Source organism: Bifidobacterium goeldii (assembly GCF_003951095.1).
Classification (GTDB): domain Bacteria; phylum Actinomycetota; class Actinomycetes; order Actinomycetales; family Bifidobacteriaceae; genus Bifidobacterium; species Bifidobacterium goeldii.
The window spans coordinates 34665-55840 of the sequence record NZ_QXGL01000008.1 but is presented as its reverse complement, the minus strand read 5'-3'; the positions used below and the strand labels follow the sequence as shown (position 1 = coordinate 55840).

17 protein-coding genes are annotated in these 21176 nt (G+C 57.4%); 12 read left to right on the top strand and 5 right to left on the bottom strand.

Annotated features, from left to right (window positions below):
* Positions 1-209 precede the first annotated feature (209 nt).
* The 5 genes from D2E25_RS09555 to D2E25_RS09535 all read left to right on the top strand — a co-directional run bounded on the left by D2E25_RS09555 (position 210) and on the right by D2E25_RS09535 (position 5042).
* The gene (locus tag D2E25_RS09555) at positions 210-461 is read left to right on the top strand and encodes a hypothetical protein (RefSeq protein ID WP_125982233.1); all 252 of its coding nucleotides are present in this window, start codon (positions 210-212) and stop codon (positions 459-461) included.
* A 250-nt stretch (positions 462-711) separates the two neighbouring features.
* On the top strand, positions 712-1884 hold the full coding sequence (locus D2E25_RS09550; protein WP_125982217.1) for an ABC transporter substrate-binding protein: 1173 nt from the start codon (positions 712-714) through the stop codon (positions 1882-1884).
* Positions 1885-1944: 60 nt separating this feature from the next.
* Positions 1945-2868, top strand: coding sequence for an ABC transporter permease (locus tag D2E25_RS09545; protein WP_125982215.1), 924 nt, complete (start codon positions 1945-1947; stop codon positions 2866-2868).
* Complete coding sequence (locus tag D2E25_RS09540; RefSeq protein WP_241217147.1) at positions 2859-3776, top strand: ABC transporter permease; 918 nt, start codon at positions 2859-2861, stop codon at positions 3774-3776. The genes D2E25_RS09545 and D2E25_RS09540 overlap by 10 nt, the downstream gene beginning before the upstream one ends.
* Positions 3777-3782: 6 nt before the next feature.
* On the top strand, positions 3783-5042 hold the full coding sequence (locus D2E25_RS09535; protein ID WP_338142121.1) for an ABC transporter ATP-binding protein: 1260 nt from the start codon (positions 3783-3785) through the stop codon (positions 5040-5042).
* Between the two features lie 91 nt (positions 5043-5133).
* Here the strand turns inward: D2E25_RS09535 and D2E25_RS09530 are convergent, their stop codons facing one another.
* Both D2E25_RS09530 and D2E25_RS09525 read right to left on the bottom strand, forming a co-directional pair.
* On the bottom strand, positions 5134-5898 hold the full coding sequence (locus D2E25_RS09530) for a nitroreductase family protein (RefSeq protein WP_125982213.1): 765 nt from the start codon (positions 5896-5898) through the stop codon (positions 5134-5136).
* A 197-nt stretch (positions 5899-6095) separates the two neighbouring features.
* Complete coding sequence (locus D2E25_RS09525) at positions 6096-6485, bottom strand: DUF4235 domain-containing protein (protein WP_125982211.1); 390 nt, start codon at positions 6483-6485, stop codon at positions 6096-6098.
* Positions 6486-6546: 61 nt separating this feature from the next.
* On the opposite strand from D2E25_RS09525, the gene D2E25_RS09520 reads away from it, so the two are divergent.
* The gene (locus D2E25_RS09520) at positions 6547-7236 is read left to right on the top strand and encodes a histidine phosphatase family protein (protein WP_125982209.1); all 690 of its coding nucleotides are present in this window, start codon (positions 6547-6549) and stop codon (positions 7234-7236) included.
* A 143-nt stretch (positions 7237-7379) separates the two neighbouring features.
* Here the strand turns inward: D2E25_RS09520 and malQ are convergent, their stop codons facing one another.
* On the bottom strand, positions 7380-9620 hold the full coding sequence (gene malQ / locus D2E25_RS09515) for a 4-alpha-glucanotransferase (RefSeq protein ID WP_125982207.1): 2241 nt from the start codon (positions 9618-9620) through the stop codon (positions 7380-7382).
* A 138-nt stretch (positions 9621-9758) separates the two neighbouring features.
* The gene (locus D2E25_RS09510) at positions 9759-11558 is read right to left on the bottom strand and encodes an alpha-amylase family glycosyl hydrolase (protein WP_125982204.1); all 1800 of its coding nucleotides are present in this window, start codon (positions 11556-11558) and stop codon (positions 9759-9761) included.
* A gap of 263 nt (positions 11559-11821) precedes the next feature.
* On the opposite strand from D2E25_RS09510, the gene D2E25_RS09505 reads away from it, so the two are divergent.
* The 6 genes from D2E25_RS09505 (at position 11822) to D2E25_RS09480 (ending at position 19517) form a co-directional block, all read left to right on the top strand.
* Complete coding sequence (locus tag D2E25_RS09505) at positions 11822-13063, top strand: extracellular solute-binding protein (RefSeq protein ID WP_125982202.1); 1242 nt, start codon at positions 11822-11824, stop codon at positions 13061-13063.
* Positions 13064-13561: 498 nt separating this feature from the next.
* On the top strand, positions 13562-14935 hold the full coding sequence (locus tag D2E25_RS09500; protein ID WP_125982226.1) for a carbohydrate ABC transporter permease: 1374 nt from the start codon (positions 13562-13564) through the stop codon (positions 14933-14935).
* Entirely contained in the window at positions 14935-15831 is an 897-nt protein-coding gene (locus D2E25_RS09495) for a sugar ABC transporter permease (protein WP_125982199.1), read from the top strand. Before D2E25_RS09500 ends, D2E25_RS09495 begins: the two co-directional genes overlap by 1 nt.
* Positions 15832-15896: 65 nt before the next feature.
* Positions 15897-17915 carry a type I pullulanase gene (pulA, locus tag D2E25_RS09490; RefSeq protein WP_125982197.1) on the top strand — a complete coding sequence of 673 codons (2019 nt, stop codon included), beginning with the start codon at positions 15897-15899 and terminating at the stop codon, positions 17913-17915.
* Positions 17900-18700 (top strand): HAD family hydrolase, encoded by an 801-nt coding sequence (locus D2E25_RS09485; RefSeq protein ID WP_241217144.1) that lies wholly within the window; start codon positions 17900-17902, stop codon positions 18698-18700. The genes pulA and D2E25_RS09485 overlap by 16 nt, the downstream gene beginning before the upstream one ends.
* A 46-nt stretch (positions 18701-18746) precedes the next feature.
* A complete protein-coding gene (locus D2E25_RS09480) occupies positions 18747-19517 on the top strand; it encodes a TraX family protein (protein ID WP_125982194.1) in 771 nt (256 codons plus the stop codon).
* A 435-nt stretch (positions 19518-19952) separates the two neighbouring features.
* Here D2E25_RS09480 and D2E25_RS09475 read toward each other — a convergent pair whose 3' ends face one another.
* Positions 19953-20984, bottom strand: coding sequence for a LacI family DNA-binding transcriptional regulator (locus D2E25_RS09475; RefSeq protein WP_125982192.1), 1032 nt, complete (start codon positions 20982-20984; stop codon positions 19953-19955).
* Between the last annotated feature and the right edge of the window lie 192 nt (positions 20985-21176).

Genomic DNA, 21176 nt, shown 5'->3' with positions numbered 1-21176 from the left:
GGCACGGCGATGGTACTGCACCCGATAGAGTGTGGGAGAGTAGCACACCGCCGCATTTAAACATCAACGAGGTCTTTCGGTTGAGCTCTGCTCCCGAAAGACCTCGATTTTTATATCCACAAAACCCTCGTCTCACTCCCTACAAACCTCAACCCACACAGTTGTGTGCCGGTAGGTTTGACAAGGGAACGCTTTACACTCGGCTTATTATGCATTACTTCACACCTAAGCGCTGCACTGAGTCGAATAAGATCATGTATCATGACAAAGCACAAGCGCAGCGTGCCGCCGACCAAAGTTTGATCGAACGCGGTGCAGAGCTGTGGGTATATCGTTGCGAATATTGCGGCAGTTGGCATCTCACTCATCGCGATCCACAATCGTCCTATCGGCATGTGCCACTCAACCAGGAACTCAAGCCGCATTCCCGCAAAAAAGGATATAAGCCTCGCCGGCGCTAACAAGCATCGATACTGCGAGCATTGATACTGCTCCGCACTCACCCCTATTCACTTACGGTTTCCCTTTGTTCAACGAACGTATGACAAATAGCGAACGGAATTCATCTGTGCGCTAGCGGCAGGAAAGATGAGTCGCATACGTTCATGTCTTGGAATTATGGGCCGCGCACATACTCGCGCGATAGACCCCGACTCCCCGGGCTCGGCTTACAAGCCGCGCACCGGATGCGCTCCAAGAAAAGGGAACATCATGAAGAACCTGCGTAAGATCGCGGCCGGCTCTCTCGCGGCCGTGCTGGCGTTGACCATGGCAGCCTGCGGCTCCGGCAACTCCTCCTCTGACTCTGCTGCCGGCAGCACCTCCTCCGGTAAGGCCGTGAAGGTTAATGAAAAGTCCGCTAAGGCCACCTCCCTCGCCGATTTCGGCACTATGGATGATCTCGTCAAGGCTGCTGAAGAAGAAGGCGCGCTGAACGTCATTGCACTGCCGCACGACTGGTCCAACTACGGCGAAGTCATCAGCACTTTCCAGAAGAAGTACCCGAAGATCAAGATCACTGAGCTCAACCCGAACGCATCTTCCAAGGAAGAGCTGGACGCCGCTAAGACGAACAAGGGCACTGACGCTGCTCCTGACGTGTTCGATGTCGGCCAGTCCATTGCTGCTACGTCCACCGACGCTTTCGCACCATACAAGGTGCAGGCGTGGGACAAGATCCCCGATGAAAACAAGGACGCGAACGGCGCCTACTACGCTGACTACACCGGCATTATGTCGATCGGCTGGAACAAGGATAAGTACGGCGAGATCAACAAGCTCGAAGATCTGCTCGACCCGAAGTTCGCTGGCACTGTGGCACTGAACGGTAAGCCGGCAGAAGCTGGTGCAGCATTCAACGGTTACTTGATGGTCAACCAGCTGGCTGGCGGCGACATCGACAACCTGCAGCCTGGTCTCGACTTCTTCAAGAAGCTCAAGGATTCCGGCAACCTGACCACTGTTGACGTGACTAACGGCACTATCGACTCCGGCCAGACTGGTGTGGTCATGGACTGGACCTACAACCAGGCTTCCTACAAGAAGGAGCTCAAGAGCAAGGGCGTGAACTGGGAGTACAAGACCTTCCCGAAGGCTCAGGTCGTCAGCTACTACAACCAGGCAATCAACGTGGACGCCCCGCACCCGGCGGCTGCTCGCCTGTGGGAAGAGTACCTGTACTCTGCTGAGGCTCAGAACCTGTGGTTCAAGGGCGGTGCTAACCCGGTACTGCTCGACTCTATGAAGCAGGACGGTACTGTCGACCAGGATGTGCTCAAGGATGCTGTCACCATCGACGGCAAGCCGATTAGCTACAGCAACGATGATGCTAACCGCATCACCGAGTGGCTGCAGAACAACTGGGATAAGACGATCGGCAACTGATCAAGTCGCCAGCGAATCGCAACCCATTAATCTCAAGATCTCAAGCGTGAGTCAACTCATATGACTGCTGCAATCGCACAGAACGGGCCCGCTACCAAGTTTGCGGGCCCGTCCGCATCCTCTTCCGTGTTAGCGAAACACCGCCAGGAACTCGGCACGTTTGCCGTCACCCTGCCGTTCTTCGCGTACACTGCATGCTTCCTGCTGGCGCCCACCATTATTGTGGTGATTGGCGCATTCCAAACTCGTGACGGCGGGTTTACGCTCGCGAACTTCTCGAAGCTTTTCGAGCCGAACACGGTCTCCGCGTTCGTCACGTCAATTCTGGTGTCTATTGCATCCTCGGTAATCGGCGCTGTTGTCGGCGGACTTGCTTCCTATGCGCTGGTGATTGGCGCGAAGCCGAATGGACTGCTGCGCCGCATGGTTTCCGCTATCTCGTCGGTGCTCGCACAGTTCGGCGGTGTGATGCTCGCCTTCGCGTTCATCGCCACCATCGGCATTAATGGCATCGGCACGATGCTCATCAAGCAGATGACCGGCCTGACCGTCAATCCGAACTGGCTAAGCTCCCTGTCGGGCCTGGTGACCGTGTACTGCTACTTCCAGATTCCGCTGATGATTATCATCTTCCTGCCGGCTGTCGATTCAATTCGCCCACAGTGGCGTGAAGCCTGCGAATCGCTGGGTGGCAACACCTACCAGTACTGGACGCGCGTAGCACTGCCGATTCTGGCACCGCGTTTCATTTCCGCGTTCCTGCTGCTGTTCGCTTCCGCATTCTCCGCATACGCTACGGCGGCCGCGCTGTTCTCGCAGCGTTCGATTCTTGTGCCGTTGATGATTCAAGGCGCAATGCGCAACGAAATGGACCCGAATCAGCAGGGATTCGCGCAAGTGCTGGCGTTCGCAATGATTATCGTCGTGGCTATCGTCATGCTGCTGAGCCACGCTGTCGAAAAGAGGGCTGGACGATGGCAGTGAGCGAAACTTCGCAAACCGTGAAAGTGCCGGCAACGGCGACATCTGCGAAGGGCGCGGCTGATACGAGCGCCGCCAAGCCTCCGCAGTTGCGTGCCGCCCGCGTACGCAAGCAGAGCGTCATCAAATTCGTGATCCTGTTTGTGACGCTGGCGTTCCTGTTCATCCCGCTGTTTTCAATGCTGGTCTTCACGCTGCGCCACCCGCTGTCCGGTCGTTGGTCGCTGGCCCCGTGGGTCGCGATCTTCACCGGCAACGGCGAGTCGCTCGGCGCAGACTTGACTGTGCTGTGGCAAGGATTGGGCACTTCGCTCGCGCTGTGCGTGGTCACGGTGGTGATCATGCTGCTGCTGATGGTTCCCACGATGGTGATCGTGCACATTCGCTCCAAAGTACTTGAGCGCGCAATCGAATGGGTGGCCACGCTGCCGTTGACCATCCCCGCGATCGTGCTTGTGGTTGGTTTGGGGCCGATTTACCGTTGGCTGAGCGCTGATGTGCTGAGCACGAATCCGATCTGGCTGTGCTTCGCTTACGTAATCCTCGTGATGCCATTCGCATTCCGCGCGATCGCAGTCGGACTGAACTCTATCGATGTCAAAACGCTGGTGGAAGCATCCCGTTCGCTAGGCGCTTCCTGGCCGAAAGTGTTCTTCCGCGTCATTATCCCGAACTTGTGGCAGTCGATCCTCTCAGCATCCTTTATTTCTATCGCAGTGGTGTTGGGCGAATACACTGTCGCCTCGCTGCTCGGCCGCATGAACCTGCAGGTCGCGCTCTACCAGCTCGGCCAATCCAACTCTCAAATCTCTACCGCCATGTCGCTGCTCGCTTTGCTGTTCGGCGTGGTGCTGCTCGTTGCGCTCGACTTGATCTCCGATCGTGTGCGCAAATCCAAGGAAGGCAAGTAAACCACTATGACTGCTGAACAGAAAACGTCGCCGTTGTCCGCGGGTGCTGGCGTTGCGCCTGCAACCGGAAGGGACGAAGAGGCGTTTAAAAACGACCCGACTGCCACGCTTGAGGGTGTGCGCGGCAAGGATGTGACCAAGGCTGCGAAGCAACTGTTGCGTGACAGTGCAGAACGCGGCGGCGGATCCATCCAAATGCAGGATGTGGTCAAGATTTACCCCGGTTCCACGGTGCACGCGCTTGACGATTTCAACCTGGACATTAAGCCCGGTGAAATGGTGGTGCTACTTGGTGGCTCCGGTTGCGGTAAGTCTACTGCATTGCGCTCGCTTGCTGGCCTCGAGGATATTCAGGGCGGCCGCATTATGGTGGGCGGTCAGGATGTGACTGGCGTGCCGGTCAACAAGCGTGAAATGGCCATGGTGTTCCAGGCGTACTCGCTGTTCCCGCACATGACTGCGCTTGAAAACGTGGCTTTTGGCCTTGAAGTGCGTGGTGTGAGCCGTGAGGAACGTCGTAAGATCGCGATGGAACAGCTTGAGCTTGTTGGATTGGCTGATCAGGCGAAGAAGTACACGCAGCAGATGTCTGGCGGTCAGCAGCAGCGTGTGGCGTTGGCTCGTGCACTGGCTATTAAGCCGCGCGTGCTGCTGCTTGATGAGCCGCTTTCCGCACTGGACGCCAAGGTGCGTGTGCAGCTGCGTGATGAGATTCGCCGCATCCAGCTGAGCACTGGCACTACTACGGTGTTCGTAACCCACGATCAGGAGGAGGCGCTCGCCGTCGCTGACCGTATTGGTGTGATGAACAAGGGCAAGATTGAGCAGATTGCAGCCCCGCAGGATTTGTACCAGCGCCCGGCCACTGAGTATGTGGCTACGTTTATTGGCTTGACGAACCGTCTGCCTGGAGCCTCCGACGGTAAGGAGGCGACGGTGTTTGGCCAGCGACTGCCGTTGCTGCCTGGTTCTGCTCAAGGTGATGACGTGACTGTGCTGGTGCGCCCGGAGAATTTGACGCTGACGGCTGCCGGTGCTGGCGCTCGTTCAACTGGCGGAGAGCATGCTCGCGTTGAAGTGATTCACTTCTTGGGTGCTCTGGTGCGCGTGGACACGGTGATTACGTCCGGCGAATATCAGCGTTGGAACAATGGCGAACAGCTGAAGGTGACGGTTCAGCTGCCAGCTAGCGAGTTGCCTGCTGGTTTGACTGCGGGCGATGAGGTGCTGGTAACACCGCGCCCAGTGGCGGCACTCGCCTGCTGAAAAGCTGAGAATGATGAGTTGTGTGCATATCCGGACCATGTACAGCCCTAAGGGGGTGTCTACATGGTCCGGATATGCACACAACTGGTTTTTACTTATCCAGTGCGAAGCCTTGCTTGGCGGCGGTGGGGAGTAGCGGCTTGTTGAGGGTGCTTTGATCGGCTGCGGCGGTAGCGATCTGATCGCTGAATGCATCAACCGGGCGATCAGTATTGCGCAGATCGTAATACTGGTGCACTTGCGCATCAAATTCAGGCAGCGGCTCCAGCATGGCCGCATCGTCAGCCGGGTACGTGTTGTCGAAGAACTGCATACTGCGTGGCATACGCGGCTTGAGCGCGGGCTCCTGTGCGGGCTTGCCGATCGCCAATCCCAGTACCGGATACGTGTATTCCGGCAGGTTGAGCTGTTCGATGAGGCCGGGAATATCGTTGAGGATACTGCCGAGGATTACGCAGCCCAATCCCAGCGCATTCGCTGCAGTTTCCATCGCGTGCAATGCGAGAACGGCATCATTTTGCGCTTGCGCAAAGCGATAGCTGTTTTTCAGCGTGATGTGGTCGGGGTCAACACCCTGGGCTCGAGCAATCGCAATATTGCGGTGCTCGTCAAGAATGAACACGTACAGCAGTGGTGCTGTAGCAATGTATGGCTGATGGCCGAATTGGGCAAGTTTAGCTTTCAGTGCGGGGTCGGTTACGCGAATCGCAGACCGGTCGTTGAGGAACTGGCTGGAAGGTGCGCGCTGAGCGGCATCCTCCAAAATATTAATGGTTTCGTCGTCAATCGGCTCGTCGGTGAACTTACGAATAGACCTGCGATTCAGCAGGGCTTCTACAACATTGTTAGTGCTCATGCGGCTATTGTCTCAATCACAATCGCGCGACACGAGTACATTGCGCCCACAGCGAGAACATGATTGCATTGCGCGCGCATTAATGAACCACTGAAGGCCTAGAGAAGTTGGAAACGGTCGCTAGCGACGATACTGCGGCGTGCGATCCGTGTGGGCCGTCGAATTAATGCGCGCTCGGTGCGTTACTTTGGGATGCTCTACTGTGCTTTATTCTTGCGATGATGACGGCGATCAACCAGCGCCTGCGATCCGCGATTCGAAAGCTGCGAAACCACGGCAGTAAACGCGGCGGACGCTGCAGAAAACGCGACGCTCATCAACCAGCTTTCATGATCATCGACTACGCCATCGCCAATAGCGCCAGCACCATGCGGAACGCGCTTCGCAACGCCCTTATTCCACAGCAGCTGGAACGCCTTGCCGGCCACAAAACCAGCAATTGACGGCACAGCAAACTTCACTAACTTATCGCCGAGAGAATCGGGATCATTGAGCCGTGCATTGCGCATATCGTCCACTTTCTTGTTGATCCTGTCCAAACCGGCGATAATGTCGTCAGCGGTCGAACTCGACTGAAAATCCGTCATAACCCCATTATTTGGCAGGGGTGCGACGCCAAACGCCGCGCAGGCGACTAGAGTGTATATCATGACAGAACAGACAAGCGGCAAGGTGGCCGCATTGGGGCGCCTTGTGCTCCTGAGGCATGGTCAAACAGCGTGGAGTGAATCGGGTCAGCACACCGGGCGAACTGATATTCCGCTCACACAAGAAGGCAAACGCCAAGCGAAAGCGGCCGGGGAGCGGCTACGCGCACAATTCCCGCAAGGATTTGCTGATGGCTGCGTGTTCTCAAGCCCGTTACGCAGAGCGCGCGAGACCGCCCAGCTGGCTGGATTTGAACCGCAGACGCTGCCAGCATTAGCGGAATGGGATTACGGCCGCGCAGAAGGGCGCACGCGGCAAACCATCGCTGACATGCACGGTGCTGCATGGGACGTATGGCGTGATGGCCCGGATGCGTTGGACCCCAGCATGGAAGGCGATTGGGAGGACGTGCTGCCCTCCGGCGAGCATGTGATGGTGCACAATGGGCCAGGAGAGACGCTTGATGACGTGTATGAGCGCGTAGAAGAAGCGATTGAACGCGTTGGCTTGCTGCTGGGCTCTGGTTATAACGTGCTGTTTGTCGCGCACGCGCATGTGCTGCGCATTCTGACCACGCGCTGGCTGGGCGTGGACCCGCATATGGCCAAACTCCTGCGTTTGGATACGGCGCACTATTCGGTGCTGTCAATGTACAAGGGCGATCGCGTAATCGAACGCTGGAACTGCTAACGACGGAAGCATTACACCGCGCGATTACCGACCGCGCGCTGTATATCAAGAATGCCGCCGATATCAACGCTCATATGAGACACGATATCGGCGGCATTCTTGATATTGGGTTGATATTGGCAATACTCGCGGACTGCGGGCGGCTACTCTCCGCGCATAATCGCAGACAACGACTGCACGCGCGGCAGATCAAACACGTGATCAGTGTGCACTACCTGACCGTCATGATCGCACAGTGGAATACGCCAGTTCGCATACTGCCAGCTGGTGCCTGGCTGGTTTTGAATGCGACGATCGCCAACGCCATCAACCAGTGCAGCCTGCAGCAGCACTGAAGGAGCCGTGGTGAGCGCGCGGTGCATTGCTTCGACAACCTGCTGCTCATAGTCAAGACTGTCAGCAGTATTCGCTTCAGCAGCCTTCGCATAGTCGTCAGCAATGTGCGCATCCAACCATTCGCCTTCAACCAGCGTATCCAGCATCGCACGGCGTTCCGCGTTCAACGCTGCAGCCGCCTCATCGCCCGATTCAGTCAGCACGCCCAACTGTTCGCGCAGTCGCACATGCTCGCCCTCCAAGTAGCCGGCAGTCGGCGGCAAATCATGCACGGTAACCGATGCCAGCGCGCCCTTACGATACGTGGCCGGCATCGCATACGGGTCACCAGCGTTCGGTGAATCGTCCACGCGCGTAAACCACTCCACTACCGTACCGAGCACACCATGTTCGGCAAGAATACGCGACACATACTTCGGTACCGTGCCCAAATCCTCGCCAATCACCACGCCATTCGCGCGTGTTGCCTCAATCGCGAGAATCGAGAGCATCACCTCATGATCGTAAGTAACATACGTGCCGTCAGCAGCACCGTGGCCTTGCGGAATCCACCACAAACGGAACAGACCCAACACGTGATCGATACGCACAGCACCCGCGTGAGCAAAAGCGGTGCGCACCAGATCGCGGTACACCTTATAGCCAGTTTCCTCCAAGTGGCGCGGACTAAACGGCGGCTGGCCCCAATCCTGGCCCTGCTGGTTGTACGAATCCGGCGGAGCGCCAACCGTCGCACCCTTCGCGAAACGCTCCGGATTCCACCACACGTCAGCGCCAAGCGCGTGCACGCCCACCGCCATATCCTGCATCAAGCCGATCGCCATGCCAGCATCCTTCGCAGCCTGCTGCGCGGCACCCACTTGCTCGTCAGCAATCCACTGCATCCAGCGCTCAAACTCAAGATCATCATGATGTTCGCGAACCAGTGCGGCTACGCGCGGCGACGACTTCGACTCGTGCGTGAACCACTGGCCTTCCCACGGGGCACCCCACGTCTCAAACGCGACACACCAGGTGACAAACGCGTCCAAGTCAGCGCCAGCACGCTGCTTAAACGCAGCGAACGCTTCCTCACGCTCATGCGAACGCTTCTGGTTGAAGATAATGCGCAGTGCTTGACGCTTCGCGCTCCACGAGGCGTTGAGGTCCAACGGTTCAGCGCTGTCATTCGCAGCAGCCACCGACTCGTGCAGCGCATCCACGGCCGCGCGCTCAGACTCAGGCAGCTGCGCATACTCAGGAATATCCTGCGGGCGAATGTACGTGACATTCAAGAAACGGCGCGATTCCGGCAAATACGGGGACGGCTCCAATGGTGGAATCGGTGCGCTCGCGTGAATCGGATTGATCAGCATGAAATCAGCACCAGAGCGCTCGCCAGCATCGCGCAGCAAACGCTTGAGATCGCCATAATCGCCGACGCCCCACGACTGTGCAGAACGAACCGAATACAGCTGCGTCATCCAACCCCAACGCTGCTTGTGCTGGATCGCTTCAGGCAGCTCAATACGCGGCGGGGCAACGATCAGCGTAGATGTGCGCCGCACTCCGCCAGCCTGCACGCTCACCGTGTGATAGCCAATCGGCAGATCTTCCGGCAATGTGACTGCCAACTGCGCGTCGATAGCGCCCGACTGCCACACTTCGCAGATCGCAAGCTCGCCGCGATATGACGTGCCATCTTCGAGCGCAATCGTGATAGCCGTGAGTTCATCCTTCGCGCAGTTAAGCGTGATAACCGTGGGGCGCCCCTGCACTTTCAGAATCGTAGGCGCGATCAGCTGCTGGTGACCATGGCATTCAACATCAAGCAGCGACTGGCATACTGCGGCTGGCGTGGAAGCATCAATGCCCAATGAGCCGAGCACGCTGATAATCACTTCGTCGCGAATTTCAACGTAGTTGCCTACCTGGTCGATATACGACGTGGCAACGCCGCACGCTTTCGCCAGCTGAATCAGCGGTCGCTTGAGACGTGCAGGGCTTTCGCCAGTGGGTGCAGCAGCCGCAGTGGCCGCGGCATCATTGTCGCGCGGGGTGGTGGTCATAGGGGTCCTTTCAGGGTGTGAGTGGGTATACATGAAGGGAAAAGTAGGTGGCTGCGGCGAGCTAAAGGAGAGGCAACGCTGCCGCAGCCGTGAAAGTGCCGCCGTGGGGCGGCCGGCTGACTGCGTATAGAAGTTGAGTCAGCCGAGAATAGCGAAGCTTTGCGGGCCGAGGGCCAGCGCATCGCCGTCGATAGTGACATCGCCGATGACAAACAACGTGGTTTTGCCAGCAAGAGACGGCAGATTATCCGCGCTGCTTCGATCGATACGCGCGGCGGTTGTTGCCGGATTGACTGCGATGATGACATCGGACGCGCTGTTGTGCGATACGTCAGATGCTGCGTCGTTTTGCGCGCGGCGGCGGTACACGAACGCTTTAGTATCCGCCGAAGCAACAATTGGCTCGAAACCAGCGTCAGCATGCAGCGCCGGAGCAGCATGGCGCAATGCGAGCAGCGACTGGATCGTGTGCCACAGCGAGTCAGGGTCATTCATGCGATCGTCAACAGTCGGTGCGTCAGCAGCAGGGTCAACTGGCAGATACAGGTTCTCGGCGCTCGCCGTCGAGAATCCAAGATTCGCGGTGTGATCCCACTGCATTGGCGTACGGCTGCCGGTGCGCACATAGCTGCCTTCCTTGGCGGGGATAGCACGATAGCGCATGCCGATTTCGTCGCCGTAATAGAGGAACGGCACGCCAGGCAGCGTGAACAGTGTCGCGTACGCAAGTTTGAGCTCGCGTTCGGTGAGACGCTGTGCGACGCGGGGGGTGTCATGATTGCAGGTGATGAGGCTGAAATAGCCGCCCAGGCGCTCTGCGTCGCGCAGTTGCGGCAGATACTGATCAAGGAAGCCCTTGATGCCAGTGGGGCTGTCCGCGTTGAAATAGCTTAGATCACCGTCGCGCGTGAGCGGGGTATCAGTGTTGCGCAGCAGCATGTTGTAGCCGTTCGGATTGCCATCCCAACGCCAGTCAAGGTAGAAGTCCATATCGAAGCCAGCCTCAAGCGACTCGTATGGGCGGCCCCATTCGGAGACGAACGCGGCTTCAGGGAATTCAGGGTGGACTTTCGAGAAGATGTACTGCCAAGTGCGGATGGTGGCGGGCTTGCCCTCGTCGTCATGCTTGACCAGGCTGTCGGCCATATCGACACGGAAGCCGTCTGCGCCGCGGGACAGCCAGAAGCGGATGATGTCGATCATTGCATCGCAGGTAGCCAGTGCGTCGGGGCCGAGCGCGGGCTTTTGCCACGCGTACTTAGGGTGTGCGAACCCGTAGTTCAAGGCAGGCTGGCATTTAAAGAAGTTCAGAATATAGGTGCCGTCGCGCTCAGCTTCGCCAGCAATAAACGGTAGGCCGTCGCCGCCGGCGATCCAGGAGTCGGTCCAAATGTAGCGCTCGGAAACGTTTTCGGGGGCTGCATTAGGGGAGGTGGTAGTTGCGGCTGATGTGGTGACGCTCCCCCAGTCAGCTGCGCTGACAGCCCCCTCAGCCGAGGGGGCCGAGTATAGGTGGTCGTTCTCAGGGGAAGTAACTGAGGAGGAGGGGACGGTGCGGTCGGTGGGGTTGGCGTTGCAGCTGGCGCGGAACCAAGGGTGTTCTTCGCTGGTGTGGCCGGGTACGAGATCAAGCAGTACGTGCATGTCGCGCTCGTGTGCGGCGGCGAACAATGCAATAAGGTCATCATTGGTGCCGTAGCGCGGTGCGACACGCCGATAGTCGCGCACATCGTAGCCAGCATCTTTGAACGGCGAGTCGTAGCAAGGATTGATCCACAGCGCGTTGCAGCCGAGGTTTTTGATGTAGTCGAGATGCTCAATAATTCCGGGAATGTCGCCGATGCCGTCCCCGTTAGAATCGGCGAAACTCTGCGGATAGATCTCATAGAACACTCCCGTGCTCAACCATGAGGGGGAGGTGTGTCGCGTGTCTTCCATGACTCGATAATCCTTCGTGAATATAGGGGTTTGCGGTGGTCGCTATGACAACATTATCGCCGCACGGATTGACAACGTTTGCACAAGCTGTTATAGTGGGAACCACTGACGCACTACAAAAGAAAAACAGCGTGAGTGGCGACTAGAAGAATAGTCACGGCGATGTGACCGCACATGTTTTTCGCTTTATGTGAAAAACGTATGCAGCAAACGTATGCAGTGCAGCAGAATGAGACCCAAAGAAATTGAGGAAAGGAAGATCAATGAAGATCAATTGGAAGAAGGCCATCGGACTTACCGCCGCTGCAGCTATGCTGCTGCCGCTGGCTGCCTGCGGTTCGCAGAACAACGCTAGCGAGGGTGGTTCCGCCTCCGGCACCGAAGCTGTCACCCTGAAGGTGTGGGCTCCGCAGGAGGATCAGGACGGCGACAACAGCTGGCTGTCCCAGGTTGAGGCCAACTTCGAGAAGGCACACCCGGAGTACAAGATCACTTGGAAGAACGACGTTGTCTCTGAAGGTGACGCCTCCAAGACCGTGCAGACCGATCCGTCCTCTGCTGCTGACGTCTACATGTTCGCTTCCGATCAGCTCGGCGCCCTCATCGACACCGGCGCTATCGGCCAGCTGGGCACCGACGCTGCCAAGCAGGTCAAGGAACAGAACAACGACACGGAGATCAACTCCGTCACCGGTGCCGACGGCAACCTGTACGGCGTGCCTTACACCGACAACACTTGGTTCATGTACTACGACAAGTCCGCCTTCTCCGATGAGGACATCAAGAGCCTCGACACGATGGTCTCCAAGGCTGCTGTTGCCTTCCCGCTGTCCAACTCCTGGTACATCGGCGGCTTCTACGATGGCCTGAAGCTCTTCGGCGACAAGGGTAACGACGCTGACGCTGGCATGGTCTTCCCGAAGGATTCGGTCGAAGTCACCAAGTACCTGGCCAACCTCGTTGCTAACCCGAACTTCCACGACTCCGCCGACAACTCCGGCCTCTCCGAGCTGCAGGCTGGCACCGTCAAGGCCTACTTCTCCGGCACTTGGGATGCTGCCACCATCAAGAAAGCCCTCGGTGGCAACTACGGCGCTGCTCAGCTGCCGACCTTCACTGTCAACGGTGAGACCAAGCAGATGAAGTCCTTCGCTGCAACCAAGGCTGCTGCTTACAACCCGAACGCTTCCAACCCGAAGGCTGCTGCTCAGTTCGCTGCTTTCCTCGGCTCCTCTGATTCCCAGAAGCTGCACTACGAGCTTCGTCAGATCCCGCCGTCCGACAAGACCCTGTCTGACCTGACCACCGACGACCTCGCTGCCCAGGTTCAGTCCGCCACCATGGCCAACACCGCCATCGTTCAGTCTGGCCTGTCCGGCATGAACGACTGGTGGACCCCGGCCGAGACCTTCGGCAAGGCCCTCGTCAACAAGGAAGTCACTGCTGACAACGCTCAGGAGAAGACCGACGCTTGGGTCAACCAGGTCGGCAAGTACGCTGAGTGATGACACTGTGATCGCCGCCGGGCCGCACACCACACAGACTCCGGCCCGACGGTGACCATCCACCTATAACTGAACATTCCCGAATAATTCAACACTTACGCTTCCTTCAGCACTGCTGATAGTTTCCCCTCATCAAGGAAACTCGGGAAGCGAACAATACCTGAGGGTCCGATAAGGTACGCCACTGCAGGGCGAACGCCATGAAACCGCGCATTCGCCCGCAGCCTCAGATATCAAGCGGTTTCATACATACGTACCCCTCTCCTTCTCCTCCATTGCCGACAGAGTCCGGGCGCTGAATATGGTTCGGCACCCGGGCTTTATCGGTTCTATGGCACAAAGAGTGGCCACAGAGGGTTAGCGCATTCGCGCAAAGCAGCGCGACATTATCTATTTTTTTACAGTTTTTACGGCATGCTGCCCGTACAAACTGACACCAGACCAACAACAAGGAGAGGCGGTGGGGTTATGACAACGGCAACCCTTTCCCGGCGGGAGATGAGGCGCCGTAAGAAAATGGGCGCGGATTACGTGGCTCCTTCACCATATTCGGTGAAGGCCGCGCTGACCAAGGGTGATATCTTCACCAAGCTGTCAGCAGTAGTATTCGGCCTCGGCAACATCGTACGCAAGCAGTACATCAAGGGCATCGCCCTACTCGCCCTCGAGATCGCGTTCATCGTGTTCATGATCGTCAGCGGCGCTGGCTACCTGAGCAAGCTCCCCGGCTTGGGCGATCAGAAGCAGGGCAAGAAGCTGGTCGATGGCTTCTGGGTGTACACCGCTGGCGATAACTCCGTAGTCATCTTGCTGTACGGTGTGTGCACGCTCGTAGTGTGCGTGCTGTTCGTCTACCTGTGGACCATCTCGCTGAAGTCCGCGTACAAGGCGGAATGCCTGATTCGCGAAGAGGGCAAGGCCCCCAGCGTTATGGATGACTTCCGCACGCTGACTGACCAGAAGGCCAACCAGCTGCTCATGTTCCTGCCGACGCTCGGCATCCTGGTGTTCACGGTATTGCCGTTGATCTTCATGATCTCGATGGCATTCACCAGCTACGATCACAAGCACCTGACCCTCTTCGATTGGGTTGGTTTCCAGAACTTCGGCGAAGTCTTCTCCAACAAGGGCGGCACCGTCAACGCCGGACTGTTCATGTCCGTGCTGGCATGGACGCTGGTCTGGGCGTTCTTCGCAACCTTCCTGAACTTCTTCCTGGGCATGTTCTTCGCGATGATCATCAACCGCAAGACCACGCACTTCAAGGGCTTCTGGCGCGCATGCTTCTCCATGTCGATCGCTGTGCCGCAGTTCGTGTCCCTGCTGGTTATGCGCACGATGCTGCAGCCGACCGGTGCTATCAACCGCCTGCTGATGGAATGGGGCTGGATTGACTCCGCTCTGCCGTTCTTCACGAACGCCACGTGGGCTCGCGTCACCGTCATCATCATCAACCTGTGGGTTGGTATTCCGTACACGATCATGCAGATCACTGGTATTCTGCAGAACATTCCGGCCGACCTGTATGAGGCCGCCAAGATCGATGGTGCAAACTGGTGGCAGATCTTCATCAAGATCACGATGCCGTACATCATCTTCGTGCTGACCCCGTACCTGATCACCACGTTCACCGGTAACGTGAACAACTTCAACGTGATCTACCTGCTGTCCGCAGGTAACCCGACGCCGGTTGGTTCGTCCGCTGGTAAGACCGATCTGTTGATCACCTGGCTGTACAAGCTGACGGTCGACAAGAACGATTACAACCTCGGTGCCGTCATCGGCATCATGACCTTCATCGTCCTCGCGGTGGTGTCGCTGATCACCTACCGCAACTCCGGATCCTACAAGAATGAGGAGGCGTTCCGCTGATGAGCAACCACAGCATTCAGAAGGCTGAGTCGCACAGCCTCATGCACGATGCGAAGAAGCGCCGCATCTTAGGCGACGTACTCTCGCACCTGTTCCTTGGCGTGATGGCCGTGATCTGGCTGGTGCCGATCGTATGGGTCTTCGCGGAGAGCTTCAACAAGAACACTGCTCCGTACACGAGGACGTTCTTCCCGACTGAGTTCTCGCTGAACAATTACATTGCGTTGTTCACTGACCGTTCGGTCTTGAACTTCCCGAAGATGTTCATGAACACGTTCATCGTCGCGATCTTCGTGTGCTTGATCTCGATGTTCTTCGTGCTCTCGGTCGCCTACTGTATGAGCCGCCTGCGCTTCCGCACTCGTCGTACATTCATGAACGTGGTGCTGATTCTGGGCATGTTCCCGGGCATCATGGCCGTCTCCGCAATCTACTTCATCCTCAAGGCTGTGGGCCTGACTGGCGAAGGCTTGACCACAATCGCACTGATTCTGGTCTACTCGGCAGGTTCTGGCGCTGGCTTCTACGTGATGAAGGGCTACATGGACACCATTCCGACCTCGCTGGATGAGGCCGCCATGCTCGACGGCTGCACCCGCCTGCAGGTGTTCTACAAGATCATCATCCCGATTTGTAAGCCCATGATCGTCTACCAGGCAATTATCGGCTTCCTGACCCCGTGGCTTGACTTCGTGATGGCAAAGGTTATCTGCCGTACACAGTCGAACTACACGGTCGCGCTAGGCCTGTGGCTCATGCTCGATAAGGAATACATCCAGAACTGGTACGCGCGCTTCGCGGCCGCGGCTGTGGTCATCTCGATCCCGATCGCAATCCTGTTCATCGTGATGCAGCGCTTCTACCAGGAGTCCATGTCTGGTTCAGTTAAGGGCTAATTAGTCCGTAGTGTAGTGAGGCCCCTGAGCCAAGGCCAAGGGCCTCTACAACAAAGGAAAACAATATGACACTCGCCATTACTCAGCCGAGTGTCACTGAGCCGTTCCCTCCATGCTTGGAGCGGCAGCTGGGTGCCGTGGTTTCGCCATCAGGCACCCAGTTTGCTCTCTGGGCACCGACGGCGTGCAAAGTGACGCTTCGCCTGTTCTCGCACGGCAGCGAGGATGAGCCCGGTAGTCGACCGCTCGTATCCTACCCAATGTTCCGTGAGATGGACGGTTCTTGGGTGCTGAACTTCGACGATAACAAGCATGGCGTCTACTATGACTATCTTGTTGAATTCCCTTGCGGCACGGTCAACCGCACCGCTGACCCGTGGGCTACTGCAGCTGGCGTAAACGGCCGGCGCAGTATGGTCGTTGATCTGGCACGTACTGATCCTGACGGTTGGGAGTCGGACCAGCGCCCAGCTACCACTGCTCGCGACACGATCGTCTGGGAAACGCATATCGGCGATTTCAGCAACGATCCGCACGGTGGCTTCCCCACAGAGCATCGCGGCAAGTATCTCGCCTTCACGGATGACAACACGAGCGTTGACGGGCTTGGCGAACACCCGACGGGTATTGCCTACCTGCGCGCGTTGGGCGTCACTGCTGTGCAGCTGCTGCCGTTCTACGACTATGGTTCGGTGGACGAGTCGGCTGGCCCGCAGTTCAACTGGGGGTATGACCCGGTGAACTACAACGTGCCGGAAGGCTCATACTCGACGAATCCGTTTGACGGCACGGTGCGTATCCGCGAATGCAAAAAGATGATTCAGGCGCTGCACAAGGCCGGTATCAAGGTGATTATGGACGTGGTGTACAACCACATGTTCTCGCCTGATAACTGGTTTGAACGCACGGTGCCTGGGTATTACTGCCGTCGCAAGGCGAATGGTGCGCTGGCTAACGGTTCGGCGTGCGGCTGCGATATGGCCACTGAGCGACCGATGTTCCGCCGTTTCATTGTTGAATCGGTGACTTATTGGGCGCGCGAATACCATATTGACGGTTTCCGCTTTGATTTGATGGGTTTGATCGACGTCGAGACGATGAACCAGGTGCGCGAATCGTTGGATTCGCTGGATGGCGGCGAGTCGATCATCATGTATGGCGAACCGTGGCGTGCTGCGGCGACCGCGGTACCTGAGGGCACGGTGCTGGCTGACAAGGAAGGTTTGTCAGCGCTTTCCAACCGTATTGGACACTTCTGCGATGGTACGCGTGACGCGGTGAAGGGTCATGTGTTCTACGTGAAACAACCTGGATATGTGAACGGTGATGCTGCCGGTCATAAAGCTAAGGTTGAGCAAGCTGTGAACGCGTGGCGCACGGCACCGAACGGCGGCGAAGGCGTGGCCGGCCAGGTGATCCAGTATGTTTCCGCGCATGATGATCTAACGCTGTGGGACAAGCTGTGCATCAGCATGACCCCGGAAGGCACGATTGGTTCTGGCATTTTTGACGCGGTGGATGAGCGCCGCGAGCCGATGATGGCTGCTGGGCGTATTGCTGCCGGCCTGGTGCTTACGTCTGCGGGCATTCCGTTCCTGCTGTCTGGCGAAGAGTTTGCGCGCACGAAGTACGGCGATGAGGATTCGTATGATTCCGGCATCGACATTAACGAGCTGGATTGGCTGCGTTCGGTGCGACTCGGCGGACTGGTGGACTATTACACGGCGTTGATTGCGCTGCGACGTTCCGATCCGCGCTGGTTTGATGCTCCCCGTCGGCTGATTGACGCGGGCGGTAATCTGGTGGCCTTCGTTGTAGGGGAGTACGCGGTGTTTGCGAACCCCGACGCCGAAGATCAGCAGGTACCGCTGGTGAAAGTCGAAGCGATTGTTGACGCGCCGGGTGCTGCAGCATGGCATAGCGTTCTCGATTCGACGCGCTATGACGTTGCACGCGATGCTGATACGGCTGATACGGCTGATACGGCTGATACTGCTGATGCTGTTGCGCATGCGGCTATCGACACTGATGCTGACTGCTTCGTGCTGCCGGCACAATCGTTTACGGTGTGGAAGCGAGCCTAGTAATGCTACCCGACTCTCGACAGTATGATGCGGTGTTCTTTGACCTGTACGGCACGCTGGTAGATATCCGCACTGACGAAGAGTCGGATACGGCTTGGGAAGCGTTGCGCGCGCAGCTGCATGTTGCGGGGGAAGGCCATGATGACGCGCGCAATGCAGATCTTGCTGCACTGCGCGCTCGCTTTGCACAGGCGATGCGCGATACAAACCTGCGTGAGGACGCAGCTGGTTCGCCAGCATCTGAGTATTTCGAACCGGATATGCTCCCGGCTTATCGCGTGCTCTGTGCGCAGGCTGGCGTGGACGCTGATGCGCTTGATACAGCCGCACGCAAAGCCGCGTGGACATTTCGCCATGCCAGCACGCGCATGATTCACCTGTACCCGGGTGCTGATGACTTGTTGCGTGTGTTGAAATCCGCTGGATTGCGCGTCGTCCTCGTCAGCAACGCGCAATCCTGCTATACCCGCCCCGAACTGGATATGCTAGGGCTGACTGCGCTGTTCGATCGCATTGTTATTTCCAGTGAAGAAAGCGTGCGCAAACCGTCGCCGGAACTGTTCCGTCGCGCGCTCGAGCGCGAGGGATTGTCTGCCGATCGTGCGGTGATGATCGGTAATGATGAGCGCTGTGACATTCTCGGTGCACGCTCAGCGGGCATTGACGGTATCTACTTACGCACGGCGATTTCGCCGCAATCTGATCCGCAAGCCAGCACTTACGCTGTGCAATCGTTCGCAGGTGCTGATTATGCTGGAATCCTGCGATTCCTTGGTATTGAGTAGGAAGTCGCAACGGATCGCATGAAACAAACGCGGTAAAGGAGCGACCATGAACGACGTGGAGATGGCAAAGACTCAGCGCGAAGCCACCCGCCGTAGGCGCAAGGGCTTGTCAGTATTCCGACTCAAGACAATCGCCGCAGTGTTCATGGCCTTGTCAGTTGCCGCAGTCACCCTGCTTCCTGCGCTGTTAGGTGCGCCGAGCGCAGATAATATGACAGCGTTGACCATCCTTGTTGTGAGCGATGTGGTCTCATGGTGCGCGATTCCGATTTACGCGTGGCTACTCGTTGAAGGTTGGAAGCATACGCATGATGCGTGGCGCTACGGTGCGCGATTGTTCGTTGCAGCAAAGATCGCTGAAATCCCCTATGACCGGATTATGACTGGCCACTGGTTTGATATCAGCGCGCAAAACCCAATGTATGGTCTGCTGATTGCACTGATTGTGCTTGCGCTATTGGATTGGGCTGGCAAGCGACTCTCCGGTGCGGCTCGCGTGGCCGTCTCGGTGCTGTTCGTTATCGCAGGCGTGCTGTGGAATTTGCTCCTGCATGTTGGCGTTGATCAGCGCGTAATGTATAGCGGTGCGCTGACGCTCGCGTTTGTGCTGGTGTTCTACTACTTGGGTCGCCATGAGAACACGATGATGTTTACCGCCGGCCTGCTGGGTGCAGTGATGTGCATTCTGCCGGGTATTGGTGTGGCATTCCTGCACTACCGCAATGACCAGCTCGGCTACAAGCATTCGTGGACGAAGTGGGTGTTCTACGCGCTCTACCCAGCAATGCTGTTCATCGGACTCGCGTTTGTACTGTAGTCTGCCTGTCGCTCTATGCGTACATTGTGCTGACTACTCCCTTTTAGGGTTAGTGGCGCGTAATAGGGAGTAGTCAGCAGAGGTCACCGCCCCATTGACTGGGATCGCGCATAACTTAGCCCCCTCAGCTGAGGGGGCTAAGGATAGGAATATAACTATCAAACTTCACATAACATGGATGCGGTAGCCTTGGCCCCCTCGGCTAGGCCGAGCCGTTAAGAAAACAGTCCAGCCGAACCGTTAAACGGACAGCCCTGTGGGCTGTCCGTAGGTGAGGGGAGTGGCTGTGCCACGACGAAAATCCGAAGGATTTTGGTTTTTAGGCGAGGAGCGAGCGATAGTGAGCCAGCAAACAGTCAGCCGTCAGGCTGTCCGTAATTGCAGGACGCTGGCAGCCGCAGGCTGACTGGGGGAGCGTCACCGCATTATGCGCATTTACTTACGCGCCTGATACAGTGCGTCCGATTCGCGCAGCACCAGTCGTGCCTGCACGATTTCGTGCGGTGTTTCCAACTGTTCGCCGTTAATAAGCTTGACTGCCTTGATCGCTGCCGTGCGGCCCATAGCAAACGGGTCTTGGCGCATGGTGGTCAAGTTAATCGTGTCAGCGTACGGGCTGTCATCGAAGCCAATAATCGAGTAGTCACGCGGCGTGCGGTGACCGTACCGTTCGAGCTTCAACACCAGCGGGATGGCCATCATGTCCATCTGGCAGCAGATCGCATCCGGGAAGCTATCAAGTGCCAGCAGGGCAGCCAGTGCAGAGTCAGCGAAATCGCGGCCGCGCGGCACGGTCAGCACCTGCCAGTTGAGATCCGGGCGGGTGGCGGCAGCGTTTTCGCAGGCGCGAATGAAGCCACGGCCGCGAGCGTCGATCGAGGAGTCCATCGTCTCCGATGCAGCGGAGCACGCGTACACGATGTGACGGTGACCGAGGTTGATGAGGTGCTGTGCGGCCTTATACATGCCGTTCTCATCGTCGATGCTGACGGATGCGTCGAAGCCATTCACAGACGGTGTATTGATCCCAATGATCGGCACGTTAATGCGCTTGAGCTGCTCAACTTCCTTATCGTCGATGGCGAACGAGGCGACGAAGACAGCGTCAACATTGCGGCGTACTGGCATCTCTACGAAGAATTTGCGGCGCGTTTCAGCGGTATCGATGTGCTGGAAGATGGAGATATCGTAGCCGGCTTCGTGCATGATCGAGTTGATGCCAGCGAAGATCTCGTTGTTGAACCAGCTGGTGATCTCTTCGTTCATGAGCAGTGCGACGCGGAATGTCTGACCGGATTTCAGAGCTGCGGCGGAGCGGGAAATATTGAAGTGGAGTTTGTCGGCGGCTTGCATCACCTTGCGGCGCGTTTTTTCGGAGACGATCTCAGGGTGTGCAAACGTTCGCGATACGGTGGAAATGGAGACACCTGCCGCTTTCGCAACCTCGCGTATTCCTGCTTTATCCATGGATGTCTCCTTTGTTATGAAATCGGTTGTGCGCCGCGATGTGCCCCGCAAAGACTTGAATCTCGTTCGGTATTCCGTACCAGTATACTGCAAACGTTGCCTATCGCCAGCGCGTTGATATGGTGTTTTTGTGGTAGGCTGAGAGTAATAGCGATTGCAAACGTATGCATGCTTGCCGCGAATGAAACATGT

Coding starts and splice junctions, on each gene's coding strand:
- D2E25_RS09505 (WP_125982202.1), top strand. CDS start 11,822: ATGAAGATCAATTGGAAGAAGGCCATCGGACTTACCGCCGCTGCAGCT.
- D2E25_RS09525 (WP_125982211.1), bottom strand. CDS start 6,485: ATGACGGATTTTCAGTCGAGTTCGACCGCTGACGACATTATCGCCGGT.
- D2E25_RS09475 (WP_125982192.1), bottom strand. CDS start 20,984: ATGGATAAAGCAGGAATACGCGAGGTTGCGAAAGCGGCAGGTGTCTCC.
- D2E25_RS09480 (WP_125982194.1), top strand. CDS start 18,747: ATGAACGACGTGGAGATGGCAAAGACTCAGCGCGAAGCCACCCGCCGT.
- D2E25_RS09555 (WP_125982233.1), top strand. CDS start 210: ATGCATTACTTCACACCTAAGCGCTGCACTGAGTCGAATAAGATCATG.
- D2E25_RS09550 (WP_125982217.1), top strand. CDS start 712: ATGAAGAACCTGCGTAAGATCGCGGCCGGCTCTCTCGCGGCCGTGCTG.
- pulA (WP_125982197.1), top strand. CDS start 15,897: ATGACACTCGCCATTACTCAGCCGAGTGTCACTGAGCCGTTCCCTCCA.
- D2E25_RS09510 (WP_125982204.1), bottom strand. CDS start 11,558: ATGGAAGACACGCGACACACCTCCCCCTCATGGTTGAGCACGGGAGTG.
- malQ (WP_125982207.1), bottom strand. CDS start 9,620: ATGACCACCACCCCGCGCGACAATGATGCCGCGGCCACTGCGGCTGCT.
- D2E25_RS09530 (WP_125982213.1), bottom strand. CDS start 5,898: ATGAGCACTAACAATGTTGTAGAAGCCCTGCTGAATCGCAGGTCTATT.
- D2E25_RS09520 (WP_125982209.1), top strand. CDS start 6,547: ATGACAGAACAGACAAGCGGCAAGGTGGCCGCATTGGGGCGCCTTGTG.
- D2E25_RS09545 (WP_125982215.1), top strand. CDS start 1,945: ATGACTGCTGCAATCGCACAGAACGGGCCCGCTACCAAGTTTGCGGGC.
- D2E25_RS09500 (WP_125982226.1), top strand. CDS start 13,562: ATGAGGCGCCGTAAGAAAATGGGCGCGGATTACGTGGCTCCTTCACCA.
- D2E25_RS09540 (WP_241217147.1), top strand. CDS start 2,859: ATGGCAGTGAGCGAAACTTCGCAAACCGTGAAAGTGCCGGCAACGGCG.
- D2E25_RS09535 (WP_338142121.1), top strand. CDS start 3,783: ATGACTGCTGAACAGAAAACGTCGCCGTTGTCCGCGGGTGCTGGCGTT.
- D2E25_RS09495 (WP_125982199.1), top strand. CDS start 14,935: ATGAGCAACCACAGCATTCAGAAGGCTGAGTCGCACAGCCTCATGCAC.